Genomic DNA, 12694 nt, shown 5'->3' on the forward strand with positions numbered 1-12694 from the left:
AATTACTGCTGTTTCTGGCCAGCCGCTCCCGGAGCCGAGCCAGGCGTGATCGACATCATCACGCGGCCATTTCCGGATTCACCCTTCTTGCAGCCATCGACCTGGGCCTGGCCGGACTTCATCTCAACGGTCAGCTTGCAGCCGACCAGCACATTGTTGCCTTCCGAAAGGACAACTTCCTTGCCGGTCAGGACCAGCATTTCCGTCTTCATGTCGAAGGTGCCGCGATCGCCCGTGGCGACCTGCGTGTTCGACTTGACGTAGACCTTGTCGTCCACCTCGAGGCGGTCGATGTTGGCCGAACCGGTTGCAGCCGATCCGCCGCCGCCCTTGACGTAGTAGACCGTCATCTTGCCCGCCTTGAGCATGGTCGGGCCCTGCACGACGGTGACGTTGCCGCTGAAGATAGCGACATTGTCCGACTCACGAACCTCAAGCTTGTCGCTCTCGATCTGGATCGGGTCCTTGCCCGACAGGCTCAGCCCCTGCAGGCGGCCCTGCAGGCTCTTGTCCGCCGACGCCTTGTCCTGCGCATTCGCCTGCACGGACGCAGCGGCGACGAGCGCCACGCCCAAGGCCGCACCAAGCGGCAGCCGCGTCTTACTGAACCACATTCTGCCCTCCGCTCGCATTCTGTTCGGCCTTCAGCCGAGTAGGATCAATGTTCATCCGTACTCGCTTCTCGAATACCAAAACCTTACCATTTTCAAGGATCGACATCGAATCCGAGGTAATCTTGGTCCCTTTTGCCTGAATATCGATCGGATCGTCGGTCTTCATGCCGCCTTTGGCAATATCCAGGAAGGCGGACTTCAGCTTGGCCACCGAGCCGTCGGCCGTAGTGATGACGATTTCGGCGGGGATGTCCAGCGTGTTGCTCTCGCGGTTGTAGACGCCCTGCGACGTGTCGATCACCGCCCAATTGTCGGCACTGATCGGCAGCTTGGCGGCAATGCCCTCGAGCTGAACGATGGCTTCGTTCTTCGGATCCTGGATGGCACGCGACGCCTTCATCTGGTAGGGGCGGCTGTCCTTGGTGAACCCTTCGAGCTTGGGATTGGCCATGACCAGCTTGCCGTCGGAATAGGCCGAGCCGTCCGTGGTCAGCGCCACAGCGGCCGGCGTGACGACATAGGAATAGACGACGAAGGCCACCGCCATCAGCACGGCGAGCACTGGCAGCGCACCCTTGAGCAGACGGACGCGGGTCGAGTGCCGCTGCGCGCGCTCGAACGCCGAACGCTCGCGCGCACTCGTTGCAATCGCCGCGCTTGCAGACGCAAACGCAGTGTCGTCGCTGGTCGTTTCGGTCGGTCGCGCCAACTTGTTGCCTTCTATCTGCCGGCCTCAAGTGCCGGATCTTGCGAATAGATCCCACCTCCGCGCGGGAAGCATCAAACTATTGAAAGCCACGAAATTGTGGCGTCAGTCTTAAATTTGCCGTTGGCAGCACCCGAAGACCGGGCTTGCTGCCACCCGAGATGTTGGTCAAACCAAGACGAATACAAGTCCCGCAATGCAATTCGTCGCGCAGACGGCGACGATCTGTCCCGTACGGGAATGTACCCGGTACCCTCGACTTACACGCCAATATGGTTACTTTTCAGTAAAAGTCAGCCCTTTCGGCCAACCGGCCTGTCTCCCATGGCAACACGGCGGCATGAAAGCGGTAGCCCTTGCCCATGCGTTGGACTAGAGAAAACCCGTGACAGTCTCTAGAACCGGCAATTCCAGGACCGTGAGGCCAGAATGGTAACGAGAGCAGACGACATGATCGACCGCCGCCGTCTGCGGCGCAAACTAACCTTCTGGCGCGTCCTGGCCATACTGATTGCCGCCATCGGCATCGCCGCCGCGGCCAACTGGTTCTTCGGCGACGAAGTGGGCATCGGCTCCAACCATATCGCCAAGGTTTCGATCACAGGCATGATCACCGAAGACGAGGATCTGCTCCAGCGCCTGGAACGGATCCGCAAATCCCCGGCGGTCAAGGGCGTGATCCTGTCGATCGACTCGCCCGGCGGCACCACCGTGGGCGGCGAAGCCATATTCGACGCCGTGCGGCAGGTCGCGGCGGAAAAGCCTGTGGTTGCCGAAGTCGGCACCCTGGCCGCCTCTGCCGGCTACATGATCGCCATAGCGTCCGACCACGTCGTCGCGCGCAAAACCTCGATCGTCGGCTCGATCGGCGTTTTGGTGCAGTATCCTGACGTCAGCGGCCTGATGGACAAGCTCGGCATCAAGCTTGAGGAGATCAAGTCCTCGCCGCTCAAGGCGGAACCTTCGCCGTTCAAGCCGACCTCGGACGCGGCGCGCGCCATGATCCGTTCGATGATCCTCGACAGCTACGACTGGTTCATCGGCCTGGTCGAAAGCCGGCGACCGTTGACCCATACGGAAGTTGTGGCGCTGGCCGACGGCTCCATCTTCACCGGGCGCCAGGCGCTGGAAAAGAAGCTGATCGACGAAGTGGGCGGCGAGAAGGAAGCCATTGCCTGGCTTGGCTCGAAGGGCGTCGACGAAAAGCTCAGGGTCATCGAGTGGAAACCGCGCGGCAGAGGCGTCAGCTCGTACTTCGACAGCTCGGCGGGCAGCATTATCGGCAAGGCGCTGGGTTTGCCCGACTACAGCGACGACATCATCCGCAAGTTCGGCGCCGAGCGCTTGTTCCTTGACGGTCTCGTGTCGCTCTGGCACCCTTGAAAGCCCGGCATATCGACTTAAAACCGAATAAAATCATCCGCATACTCTTTCAACAAACCATTTGGCGGGGACCGCGCCCATGATCAAATCCGAACTCGTTCAGATCATTGCCTCTCGCAATCCGCACCTTTTCCTCAGGGACGTGGAAAACATCGTCAACGCGATCTTCGACGAAATCACCGATGCGCTGGCCGAAGGCAATCGCGTGGAGCTTCGCGGCTTCGGCGCCTTCTCGGTGAAGAACCGCCCCGCACGGACAGGTCGCAACCCGCGCACCGGCGATTCGGTCGAGGTCGAGGAAAAGTGGGTGCCCTTCTTCAAGACCGGCAAGGAACTTCGCGAGAGGCTGAACTCCGCCGAGTAAAATATTGCCAGACCGGCGTGGCTTGCTGCCGCGCCGATCCGCATTGGAAATGAACATGCTCAACCGCATCCTGCTCATCGTGGTCCTCGTGCCGCTCGCCGTCATCCTGATTGCGCTCGCGGTCGCGAACCGCGCGCCGGCGGCCTTCACGCTCGATCCGTTCAATCCCGGCAATCCGGCGCTGACGATCGAGCTGCCGCTGTTCGTCCTGCTGTTCGTGGCGCTGGCGCTGGGCGTGATTGTCGGCGGCATCGTCACCTGGTTCAGGCAGGGCTACTACCGCAAGCTGGCGCGGGTGCGCGGACAGGAACTGCAGATCCTGAGCGAAGGCTCGTCCCGCCCGGCCGGCAGCAAGAGCAACCTTCCCGCCGGCAAGCCCTGAGCGGACATCCCACTTTCCCCGACAAGGTGCAGCATGCAGATGATTTCGGCGGCCGAGGTTGATCAGGCCCTGAGCTTTCCCGGCCTTGTCGAGACGCTGCGCAAGGCATTTCACGACGGCGCCATCCAGCCGGTGCGCCACCATCACACGGTCGAGCGACCGACGGGTGCCGCGTCCACCCTGCTCCTGATGCCGGCCTGGACCGATTTCAACGCCGGCGGAGCAAGTGGCAGGGGCCATATCGGCGTGAAGATCGTGACGGTTTCGCCCGACAACAACGCCATCGGCAAGCCGGCGGTGATGGGCCTCTATCTGTTGCTCGACGGCACGACAGGCGAGCCGCAGGCGCTGATCGACGGCCAGCGCCTGACCCAGTGGCGTACGGCCTGTGCTTCGGCGCTCGCCGCCAGCTATTTGGCCCGCGAGGATGCTTCGCAGCTCCTGGTCGTTGGTGCGGGCGCGCTGGCGCCGTTCCTGGCGCGGGCACACGCCGCGGTGCGGCCGATCAAAAAGATCAGCATCTGGAATCGCACGCCTGCCAATGCCGAGACGGTCGCGGCTGAGCTTGGCGCCGACGGCTTCGACGCGAGCGCTGTGCACGATCTCGACGCGGCGGTCGCGGAAGCCGACATCGTCTCATGCGCCACCATTTCGACCACGCCGCTGGTCAAGGGCGCGCTGCTCAAGCCCGGCGCCCATCTTGACCTCGTCGGCGCCTTCACGCCCGAAATGCGCGAAAGCGACGACGACGCGGTCCGCCGCGCCCGCGTCTATGTCGACACCCGTGCGGGCGCGCTGAAGGAGGCGGGCGACATCGTCCAGCCGCTGGCTTCGGGCATCCTCAGACACGAGGACATCGTTGCCGACCTGCACGAACTGGCCCGCGGCCAAAAACCCGGCCGCGGAAGTGCCAACGAAATCACGCTGTTCAAATCAGTTGGAGCTGCGCTGGAAGATCTTGCTGCGGGGATTTCGGTGTACGAGGCGCTGAAGCGATAGATCGGGGAGCCGCGACCATATCGGCATTCATCGCCTCCGCGATGACGCAGAAATCGCGGAGGCTAAGCTGAAGAAGCCCGAAGCGGAGCTGATAACCCCAGTTGCGGCGGTCCGCGGTCAATTCCAGTCGGTCGAACAACAGGCCTATCGACGTTTGCGCTGCCGCGTCCCAATCGACGTCGCGGCGGAACGGGCGAAAGCCGCCACCCATATCGACCTGATAAGGATCGCCCGACCGAACCCGACCCAATGCGGTGAAGGATTTCAGGCCGTCCCGGCCGCCGAATGCGTTCGATGGCGAGTAATAGACGATGCCGTCACCCGCGCCGATGCGCCGGAGCGGGCCTGCCTTGCCATGGCAGACCTGCATGAAGCTATCGGCCTTCCCGCGCTGGACGTGATCGGCTGACGCGACCGCGAGCCAGCAGGCTTTCATGGCTGCGCGATCATGTCTTCCGCCAGGCAGTAGACCCGCAGGCGATGATTGTCGGGGTCGAGCGCAACGAAGGTGCGGCCGAAATCCATTTCCGTCGGCGCCTGAAGGATCTTCAAGCCGCGTCCGGACCAGTCGGCATGGGCCGCGTCGACCGCTTCGGGGCTTTCGAGCGCCAGGACAAGCTCAGCGCCGCCGCCCGCGGCAGCCGCAGCCGGCTCGACCGTGTGGCGCGACCAGAGGCCAAGCTTGAAGCCGTTCTCCAGCACGAACAGCACGAAGGTCGGGGACGATTCCACCGGCTCCCGGCCAAGCAGCGCGCTGTAGAACGCACCGCTCGCTTGCGGCTGGTCGACATAGAGAATAGCGAAATTGGGGGTGGGCATTTTCAAGTCTCCGAATATTTCAACACCCGAACAATACGATGCCGCTTTGCCAGATCCTGTCAGGAGAGATCGCTCTAGATGAGCAGAGGGTTCCTCCCAACGAGCGACCTCCCGTCCGGTTGCGGAGCGCCGGGGCCTGTGTCAAAAGCGGCTGAACCGCCTGGAGACGTCACTTCTTGAAAAACCCGCGTGAAAAACGCCGCGACAGCCGGCCTCAGCCCCCTCGCAAGGGCAGCAATGTGTCGACGCCCGCACGCCCGCGCGAAGAGCCGCGCCCCGTTGCGAAGGCCGAATCGACGCCCGAGCCCCAAACCCCTCCCCGCAAGCTCGTACGCCGCGAAGGCGCTCTGCCCGCTGAACGCTTGCCGGTCATCCTCGAGGTCGCGCCAAACGACGACTATGCGCTGCTTGACAGCGGCAGCGGCGAAAAGCTGGAGCAATACGGCCCCTATCGCATCGTGCGTCCCGAGGGTCAGGCGATCTGGCAGCGCGCACTGCCGGCCAAGGAATGGAACAATGTCGATGCCGTCTTCACCGGCGACACCGACGAGGAAGGCATGGGCCGCTGGCGTTTTCCCAAGACGCCACTCGGCGAGACCTGGCCGATGCGCCATGACGGCATCGACTATCTCGGCCGCTTCACCTCCTTCCGCCATGTCGGCGTGTTTCCCGAGCAGGCTTCCCACTGGGACCACATGGCCGGACTGATCCACGACGCAAAACGCCCGGTGAAGGTGCTGAACCTGTTCGGCTATACTGGCCTTGCCTCGCTGGTCGCCGCCCGCGCCGGTGCGGAAGTGACCCATGTCGACGCCTCCAAGAAGGCCATCGGCTGGGCGCGCGAGAACCAGGAGATCGCCCGCCTCACCGACAAGCCGATCCGCTGGATCTGCGAGGACGCGATGAAGTTCGCCGAGCGCGAGGAACGGCGCGGCAATGCCTATGACATCATTCTGTTCGATCCGCCCGCCTATGGGCGCGGGCCGAAGGGCGAGGTGTGGCAGTTGTTCGAGGACCTGCCGGCACTGACCGACATCTGCCGCTCGATCCTGACGCCCAAGCCGCTCGCGGTGGTGCTGACGGCCTATTCCATCCGTTCCTCCTTCTTCGCCATCCACGCGCTGATGCGCGATACCTTCGCCGGCATGGGCGGAGTGGTGGAATCGGGCGAACTCATCATCCGCGAAAAGTCCGCCGGCCGGGCGCTTTCCACATCCCTCTTCTCACGATGGCTGGCAAAATGAGCGAGCAACGCGCACCCGGACGGGTCAAGGAAGTCACCAGCCTGGCCAATCCACTGGTCAAGGACATCAAGGCGCTGGCGCTGAAGAAATTCCGCGACCAGCAGAACGCCTTCATGGCCGAGGGGCTGAAGCTGGTGATCGACGCGCTCGATCTCGGCTGGTCGATCAAGACGCTGATCTTCGCCAAGGCAGGCCTCGGCAACGCGACCATCGAGAAGGTGGCCGCCCGCACGGTGGCGGCCGGTGGCACGGTGCTCGAAGTCTCCGAAAAAGTGCTGACCTCGATCACCCGTCGCGACAATCCGCAGATGGTCGTCGGCGTGTTCGCGCAGCGCTACACGCCGCTCAAGGATGTTCGGCCGAAGGGTGGCGACGTGTGGGTTGCGCTCGACCGCGTGCGCGACCCCGGCAATCTCGGCACCGTCATCCGCACCGTCGATGCGGTGGGCGCCAAGGGCGTGATCCTGGTGGGCGAGACCACCGATCCGTTCTCGCTGGAGACGGTGCGCGCCACCATGGGCTCGATATTCGCCGTTCCGGTGGCTAAAACCACGGCCGAGGCGTTTCTGGCCTGGCGCAAGCATTTTCCCGGCCTCGTCGCCGGCACGCATCTCAAGGGCTCGGTCGACTACCGCACTGTCGATTTCTCGGGAAAACCGGTCGTGCTCATGATGGGCAACGAGCAGCAGGGCCTGCCCGACACGCTGGCCGAAAGCTGCGATCGCCTGCTGCGCATCCCGCAGGCAGGACGGGCCGACTCGCTCAACCTGGCCGTCGCCACCGGCGTCATGCTATACGAGATCCGGCGCGGTGCCCTGAGCCTCGATGCAGGAGGCGGCTCGTGAGCTGGAAATCGCTCTGGCCCTATGCCCTGTTGGCGGCACTCGTCGTCGCCATCGACCAGTGGGTGAAATACCTGGTCGAAACCAACCTCTTCATGCACGACATGGTCGATATCCTGCCGTTCCTGGCGCTTTATCGCACCTACAACACCGGCGTCGCCTTCTCGATGTTCTCGTCGTTCGGCGACAAGGGGCTGATCCTGGTCTCGCTCGCCGTGGTGGCCTTCGTGCTCTACCTGGCGTTCCGGTCGGGGCCCAAGCAGGTGCTGTCGCGCATCGGCTTTGCGATGATCATCGGGGGGGCGATAGGCAATCTCATCGACCGCACGCTCTATGGCTATGTGATCGACTACATCCTTTTTCACACGCCGGTCTGGTCGTTTGCCATCTTCAACCTGGCCGACGCCTTCATTTCGGTCGGTGCCGGGCTGGTGTTGATCGACGAGCTCTTTGTCTGGCGCCGCGGCAAGGCCGTGCCACCATCGAACAGTTGATTTCGCCTGCCGGCCACCTCAAAGTCGGTGACAATTGACGATAAGATAAAACGACGGGGAGCCTCATGTCCGACACCTTCAACGCGATCCTCATCACCCGCGACGAGGACAAGAAGCAGTCCGTCGCCGTGACCGAGATTTCCGACACCGACCTGATGGAAGGCGATGTGACTGTTGCCGTCGACGCCACCACGGTGAACTACAAGGACGGTCTCGCCATCACCGGCAAGTCGCCGGTCGTCAGGCGCTTCCCCATGGTGCCGGGCGTCGATTTCGCCGGCACGGTCCTGTCCTCCTCGCATCCCGACTGGAAGGAAGGCGACAAGGTCGTCCTCAACGGCTGGGGCGTGGGCGAAACGCACCTCGGCGCCTATGCCGGCAAGGCGCGCGTGAAGGGCGACTGGCTGGTGCCGCTGCCCGAAGGCATGAGCGCGCGCACCGCCATGGCAATCGGCACCGCCGGCTACACCGCAATGCTCGCGGTGATGGCGCTGGAGCGCCACGGCATCACGCCCGATCGCGGCCCGATGATCGTGACCGGCGCGGCCGGCGGCGTCGGCTCGGTGGCGATCTCGCTGCTCTCCAAGCTCGGCTACCACGTCATCGCCTCGACCGGCCGGCCTGCCGAGAGCGGTTATCTGCATGATCTCGGCGCTGCCGAAATCATCGCCCGCGAAGAGCTTTCCGGCCCGGCCAAGCCGCTCAACAAGGAGCGCTGGGCGGGCGGCGTCGATTCGGTCGGCAGCCACACGCTGGCCAATGTGCTTTCGATGACCTCCTATGGTGGCGCCATCGCCGCCTGCGGTCTTGCCCAGGGTATGGACCTGCCCGCCACCGTGGCGCCCTTCATCCTGCGCGGCGTCTCGCTGCTCGGCATCGATTCGGTCATGGCGCCCAAGACGCTCAGGCTGGAAGCCTGGCAGCGGCTCGGCACCGATCTCGACCACGCCAAGCTCGACGCGCTTTCGACCTCGATCGGCTTCGAGGACATCATCCAGGCCGCCCACGACATCGTCGAAGGCAAGATCAGGGGCCGCGTGGTCGTCGAGATGTAGCCGTCTGACCGGCTATCTCGGACAACGGATAAAATTCGAGCGATCGGCCAAAAGCTTCCCTAAGGCTTGTTCCCTAGGGTGGCGGCATGCAAACGGAAGCCATCAAGGTCGAGCCGAACAGCGCCGAGCAGCCGCTTCTCCCGGCCGGGCCGCATCTGTTGCCGCGCCCGGAGGTGACGCCGACCCTGCCGAACCCGCCCGCGGCAGACCTTTTCCATTCGCTGATCATAGCCATCCTGGCCTTTTCCGGCCTCTCCTGGCTGGCGGGCGCTCCGCATGCCATCAGCCTCAGCCTTCTGGTGACAGGAGCCTTCGGGCTCGGCCTGCTGTTGGCCTTTCGGGCCGGCGCCAGGGCCGCCGTGAGCGCGGCGCGCAACGCAGTCGCTCCCAGCCACGCCGAGATCGAAACCTTGGCCGACCGGATGTGGGAGTTGCAGGAAAGCGAGGAGCGCTTTCACGGCCTGATCGACGCGCTCGGCGATCTCGTCGTCCATCGCGACCGCGATGGGCGCATCGTCTATGTCAACCGCGTCTTCGCCGATCTCGTCAGCATGGACGGGCGCACGCTGGCCGGTCGCACCCTTTCCGAGCTCGGCGTCGAGGTGGGCATCGTCCCGGATGCCGCCTTTGCCGATGGCGAATGCCTGAGTTCCACCGACGTGGCCATCCGCGCGCCCGGGGGCCCGCGCTGGTTCTCCTGGATCGAGCTGTCGGTGCGCGACAAGGAAAGCAACTCCGTCTCGCATCGCGCCATTGCCCGTGACATCACCGCGCGCAAGCGGGCGGAAAACGCGCTCATCCATGCGCGCGAGCGGGCCGAGCATGCCAGTCAGGCCAAGTCGCGCTTCCTGGCCGCCGTCAGCCATGAAATCCGCACGCCCATGAACGGCATCATGGGCATGGCCAAGCTTCTGGCCGACACCGAGCTTTCGCCGGAACAGCGCACCTACGTGGGTGCGGTCTCGACCTCGGCCAGCGCGCTTCTGGCGCTGATCGAGGACCTGCTCGACTATTCCAAGATCGAGGCCGGGCGGTTCGAGCCGGAGCCGCAGCCGATGTCGCCACGCGAGATCGCCGACAATGTCGTGGAGCTGCTGGCTTCGCGCGCCTACGCCAAGGGCATCGGGCTGGGCTGCCATGTCGCGCCCGACGTGCCGCAGATGATCACCGCCGATCCGGGCCGGCTGCGCCAGGTGCTGCTCAACCTGATCGGCAACGCGATCAAGTTCACCGACACCGGCGGCGTGCTGATGACGGTGACCTGCGCTGCCGGCGAAAGATCGAACATGCTGCGCTTTTCGATCATCGATACCGGCGAAGGCCTTCGCGAGAAGGATCTGGAGCGCATTTTCGAAGAGTTCGAGCAGGCCGACGGCACCTCGACCCGGACCCATGGCGGCGCCGGTCTCGGCCTTGCGATCTCAAGGCGCATCGTCCAGTCGATGGGCGGCGAGATCAGCGTCAAGAGCGACCTGGGCAAGGGCTCGGAATTCTCCTTTACCATCCCCGCCGCCGAGGCCGTGCAGGGCGACAATGTGCGTGGGCAAGTTCTGGCCGGGCGCCACGCGGTGATGCTCTCCACCAACAGGGTCGAAGCCGAAGCCATCGCTCGCACCATCGCCGCGCATGGCGGCACGATGGAGATCGCCGAAACCGTGGCGCAGGCCGCCACGTTGGCCCAAAACTGCGACACGCTGCTGATCGATGCCGCGCTGGAAAACGCCGAAGGCGGCACGCTCAAGCGGCTGCGCCGCTCGGGCTTTGCCGGCTGCGAGGCGATCACGCTGATTGCGCCGACCGACCGCGGCATGCTGGGCGAGTTCCGCCGCAACGGCTATTCGACATTCCTGGCCCGCCCGGTGCGTGGCGAAACCCTGCTGCGCATCCTTCTGTCGGCGGTGGCCTCGTCTACGGCCCCGATGGCCACGCCGAAATGGCGCCTGCCTGCCGACATCGCCCGGGATCGGATGCCCAGCCTGTCCATCCTGATTGCCGAGGACAATGACATCAACGCGCTGCTCGCCAAGGCGACCCTCACCAAGGCCGGACACAAGGTCGAGGTGGTCGGCAACGGCAAGGCTGCCGTGGAAGCTGCCATCAGCCCCACGCGCTATGACGTCGTGCTGATGGATCTGCACATGCCAGTGATGGACGGGCTCGACGCCATCGCGGCCATTCGCAGGCATGAGGAAGAGACCGGAAGCATGGCCGTGCCGATCATGGTGCTTTCGGCCGACAGCCAGGAAAAGACCCGCCATGCGGTCCTGGCCCACGGTGCCACCGGCTTCGTCACCAAGCCGCTCGACCCCGAGGCGCTCGTGCGCGCCGTCGTGGAGCAGGCCTCCGCCTGACCGCGGCGTGACATTCCCGCGCGGGGCAGCTTGCGAAAGCCGCGGCCAGCCCTACCTTTTCAACAGCTCTTAGCCGGCTGCCACATCGTTGGCCGGCAATCATTGCCCGGACGGAATGGGCGAGGTACAGTCACAATCCTGTTGTACTTTCAATCTATTCCGCTGCATGTGGACGGCCTCGAAGGAGAATCTTCCGTGCAGACAGTTCTGTCGAAGCGAGACGCATTTGTGGATGTCAGCGGTGCTGCACTTGCCGCCCAATCCTTCGTGAACGAGCCTCTTGGCCGCATCGGCACGCTCGAAGTGCGCCTGGCGCGCCATGACGACGAGATCGCCGCCGCCCAGGAAGTCCGCTACCGCGTGTTCTATGACGAACTCGGCGCCAAGCATGACACCAGCCTTGCCCCCGAACGCCGCGATGCGGACCGCTTCGATGCGATCTGCGACCATCTTCTGGTGATCGACACCGCACTCCCCGGCCCAGAGCACAAGCGTATCGTCGGCACCTATCGCCTGTTGAGCCAGGAGCGCGCGATTGCCGCCGGCGGCTTCTATTCCGAGGACGAATTCGAGCTGAATAGCCTGGTGGCGCGGCATCCCGGCCGCCGCTTCCTGGAACTGGGCCGCTCCTGCGTGCTGGCCGAATACCGCTCCAAGCGAACCATTGAGGTGCTCTGGCAGGGCATCTGGGCCTATGTGAACCGCCACGACGTCGACGTGATGGCGGGTTGCGCTTCCTTCCACGGAACGGTGCCGGCGGCGCATGCCGAGGCGCTTTCCTACCTGCACCATCACTGCCGCACCGAGGGCGCCTGGGACGTCCGGGCCGTGCCGGGACGCTACAGCAGCATGGACCTGATGCCGAAGGAGGCGATCAGCGCCAAGTCGGCGATCGTTGCCATGCCCCCGCTCATCAAGGGCTATCTGCGCATCGGCGCTCGGATCGGCGATGGCTGCGTGATCGACCATGATTTCGGCACCGTGGACGTCTTCGTCGTGCTGCCGGTCAAGGAAATCAGCAGCCGCTACATCAACTACTACGGCAGCGAGGCGCAGCGGTTCGCTGCCTGAACGGCGTGAGCAACGATCTCTCCCGAGCCTTCGAAAAACTGCACAAAGCAGCCGAAGGTTTGCCGGAGGTGGTCGAAGGGGTGTCCTACGGGACACCGGCACTGAAGATCGGCAACAAATTGCTTTGCCGGATCAAGGACGCCGAAACGGCAGTGCTAAGCTGCTCTCTTGAAGACAAGCAGATCCTGCTCGAAGCCGCACCGGAAATCTATTTCGAAACCGAGCATTACTTCGGATGGCCGGAAATACTGGTGCGTCTGGATGCGGTATCGCTCGATGAACTGCACCTCAGGCTGGAGCAGGCCTGGCTACGCCAGGCACCCGCGAAGCTGGTGAAAGCCTGGAAGGCGCGGCACGCCCTCTAGGCGCC

The 12694-nt window shown here is 64.1% G+C and carries 15 protein-coding genes; 11 read left to right on the top strand and 4 right to left on the bottom strand.

Going from position 1 to position 12694, the window contains the following annotated elements; all coding sequences use genetic code 11:
• Positions 1–2: 2 nt before the first annotated feature.
• Together M2281_RS06465 and lptC are read right to left on the bottom strand one after the other, a co-directional pair.
• A complete protein-coding gene (locus tag M2281_RS06465; RefSeq protein ID WP_280820254.1) occupies positions 3–614 on the bottom strand; it encodes an LptA/OstA family protein in 612 nt (203 codons plus the stop codon).
• Positions 601–1323: an LPS export ABC transporter periplasmic protein LptC gene (gene lptC, locus M2281_RS06470; protein ID WP_280820255.1), complete on the bottom strand. Its 723-nt coding sequence runs from the start codon at positions 1321–1323 to the stop codon at positions 601–603. Before lptC ends, M2281_RS06465 begins: the two co-directional genes overlap by 14 nt.
• A gap of 426 nt (positions 1324–1749) precedes the next feature.
• Between lptC and sppA the strand changes: the two genes are divergently transcribed.
• The 4 genes from sppA to M2281_RS06490 all read left to right on the top strand — a co-directional run bounded on the left by sppA (position 1750) and on the right by M2281_RS06490 (position 4448).
• Positions 1750–2703 (top strand): signal peptide peptidase SppA, encoded by a 954-nt coding sequence (gene sppA, locus M2281_RS06475; protein ID WP_280820256.1) that lies wholly within the window; start codon positions 1750–1752, stop codon positions 2701–2703.
• A 79-nt stretch (positions 2704–2782) separates the two neighbouring features.
• Positions 2783–3067: an integration host factor subunit beta gene (locus M2281_RS06480; RefSeq protein WP_280820257.1), complete on the top strand. Its 285-nt coding sequence runs from the start codon at positions 2783–2785 to the stop codon at positions 3065–3067.
• A 55-nt stretch (positions 3068–3122) separates the two neighbouring features.
• Complete coding sequence (locus M2281_RS06485) at positions 3123–3449, top strand: LapA family protein (RefSeq protein WP_280820258.1); 327 nt, start codon at positions 3123–3125, stop codon at positions 3447–3449.
• A 33-nt stretch (positions 3450–3482) separates the two neighbouring features.
• Positions 3483–4448 (top strand): ornithine cyclodeaminase family protein, encoded by a 966-nt coding sequence (locus M2281_RS06490; RefSeq protein ID WP_280820259.1) that lies wholly within the window; start codon positions 3483–3485, stop codon positions 4446–4448.
• Here M2281_RS06490 and M2281_RS06495 read toward each other — a convergent pair.
• Both M2281_RS06495 and M2281_RS06500 read right to left on the bottom strand, forming a co-directional pair.
• On the bottom strand, positions 4378–4884 hold the full coding sequence (locus M2281_RS06495; protein WP_280820260.1) for an EVE domain-containing protein: 507 nt from the start codon (positions 4882–4884) through the stop codon (positions 4378–4380). The genes M2281_RS06490 and M2281_RS06495 overlap by 71 nt on opposite strands.
• Positions 4881–5267 carry a VOC family protein gene (locus tag M2281_RS06500; protein ID WP_280820261.1) on the bottom strand — a complete coding sequence of 129 codons (387 nt, stop codon included), beginning with the start codon at positions 5265–5267 and terminating at the stop codon, positions 4881–4883. Before M2281_RS06500 ends, M2281_RS06495 begins: the two co-directional genes overlap by 4 nt.
• 176 nt (positions 5268–5443) lie before the next feature.
• Between M2281_RS06500 and M2281_RS06505 the strand changes: the two genes are divergently transcribed.
• From M2281_RS06505 to M2281_RS06535, 7 genes are all read left to right on the top strand, one after another.
• On the top strand, positions 5444–6511 hold the full coding sequence (locus M2281_RS06505; protein WP_280820262.1) for a class I SAM-dependent rRNA methyltransferase: 1068 nt from the start codon (positions 5444–5446) through the stop codon (positions 6509–6511).
• The gene (locus M2281_RS06510; protein WP_280820263.1) at positions 6508–7356 is read left to right on the top strand and encodes a TrmH family RNA methyltransferase; all 849 of its coding nucleotides are present in this window, start codon (positions 6508–6510) and stop codon (positions 7354–7356) included. The genes M2281_RS06505 and M2281_RS06510 overlap by 4 nt, the downstream gene beginning before the upstream one ends.
• Positions 7353–7847 carry a signal peptidase II gene (lspA, locus tag M2281_RS06515; RefSeq protein WP_280820264.1) on the top strand — a complete coding sequence of 165 codons (495 nt, stop codon included), beginning with the start codon at positions 7353–7355 and terminating at the stop codon, positions 7845–7847. The genes M2281_RS06510 and lspA overlap by 4 nt, the downstream gene beginning before the upstream one ends.
• Before the next feature lie 65 nt (positions 7848–7912).
• On the top strand, positions 7913–8902 hold the full coding sequence (locus M2281_RS06520) for an MDR family oxidoreductase (protein WP_280820265.1): 990 nt from the start codon (positions 7913–7915) through the stop codon (positions 8900–8902).
• An 86-nt stretch (positions 8903–8988) separates the two neighbouring features.
• Positions 8989–11253, top strand: coding sequence for a PAS domain-containing hybrid sensor histidine kinase/response regulator (locus M2281_RS06525; RefSeq protein WP_280820266.1), 2265 nt, complete (start codon positions 8989–8991; stop codon positions 11251–11253).
• A 228-nt stretch (positions 11254–11481) separates the two neighbouring features.
• Positions 11482–12324: a GNAT family N-acetyltransferase gene (locus M2281_RS06530; RefSeq protein WP_280821138.1), complete on the top strand. Its 843-nt coding sequence runs from the start codon at positions 11482–11484 to the stop codon at positions 12322–12324.
• A 5-nt stretch (positions 12325–12329) separates the two neighbouring features.
• Entirely contained in the window at positions 12330–12689 is a 360-nt protein-coding gene (locus M2281_RS06535) for an MmcQ/YjbR family DNA-binding protein (protein ID WP_280820267.1), read from the top strand.
• Positions 12690–12694: the final 5 nt, after the last annotated feature.

This window comes from Pseudaminobacter soli (ex Li et al. 2025), assembly GCF_029892515.1.
GTDB lineage: Bacteria > Pseudomonadota > Alphaproteobacteria > Rhizobiales > Rhizobiaceae > Pseudaminobacter > Pseudaminobacter soli_A.

What these genes read in the sequence shown, in the direction of transcription:
- M2281_RS06500 (WP_280820261.1), bottom strand. Translation starts at nt 5,267, where the DNA reads ATGCCCACCCCCAATTTCGCTATTCTCTATGTCGACCAGCCGCAAGCG.
- M2281_RS06480 (WP_280820257.1), top strand. Translation starts at nt 2,783, where the DNA reads ATGATCAAATCCGAACTCGTTCAGATCATTGCCTCTCGCAATCCGCAC.
- M2281_RS06525 (WP_280820266.1), top strand. Translation starts at nt 8,989, where the DNA reads ATGCAAACGGAAGCCATCAAGGTCGAGCCGAACAGCGCCGAGCAGCCG.
- M2281_RS06490 (WP_280820259.1), top strand. Translation starts at nt 3,483, where the DNA reads ATGCAGATGATTTCGGCGGCCGAGGTTGATCAGGCCCTGAGCTTTCCC.
- M2281_RS06485 (WP_280820258.1), top strand. Translation starts at nt 3,123, where the DNA reads ATGCTCAACCGCATCCTGCTCATCGTGGTCCTCGTGCCGCTCGCCGTC.
- M2281_RS06510 (WP_280820263.1), top strand. Translation starts at nt 6,508, where the DNA reads ATGAGCGAGCAACGCGCACCCGGACGGGTCAAGGAAGTCACCAGCCTG.
- M2281_RS06465 (WP_280820254.1), bottom strand. Translation starts at nt 614, where the DNA reads ATGTGGTTCAGTAAGACGCGGCTGCCGCTTGGTGCGGCCTTGGGCGTG.
- M2281_RS06495 (WP_280820260.1), bottom strand. Translation starts at nt 4,884, where the DNA reads ATGAAAGCCTGCTGGCTCGCGGTCGCGTCAGCCGATCACGTCCAGCGC.
- sppA (WP_280820256.1), top strand. Translation starts at nt 1,750, where the DNA reads ATGGTAACGAGAGCAGACGACATGATCGACCGCCGCCGTCTGCGGCGC.
- M2281_RS06520 (WP_280820265.1), top strand. Translation starts at nt 7,913, where the DNA reads ATGTCCGACACCTTCAACGCGATCCTCATCACCCGCGACGAGGACAAG.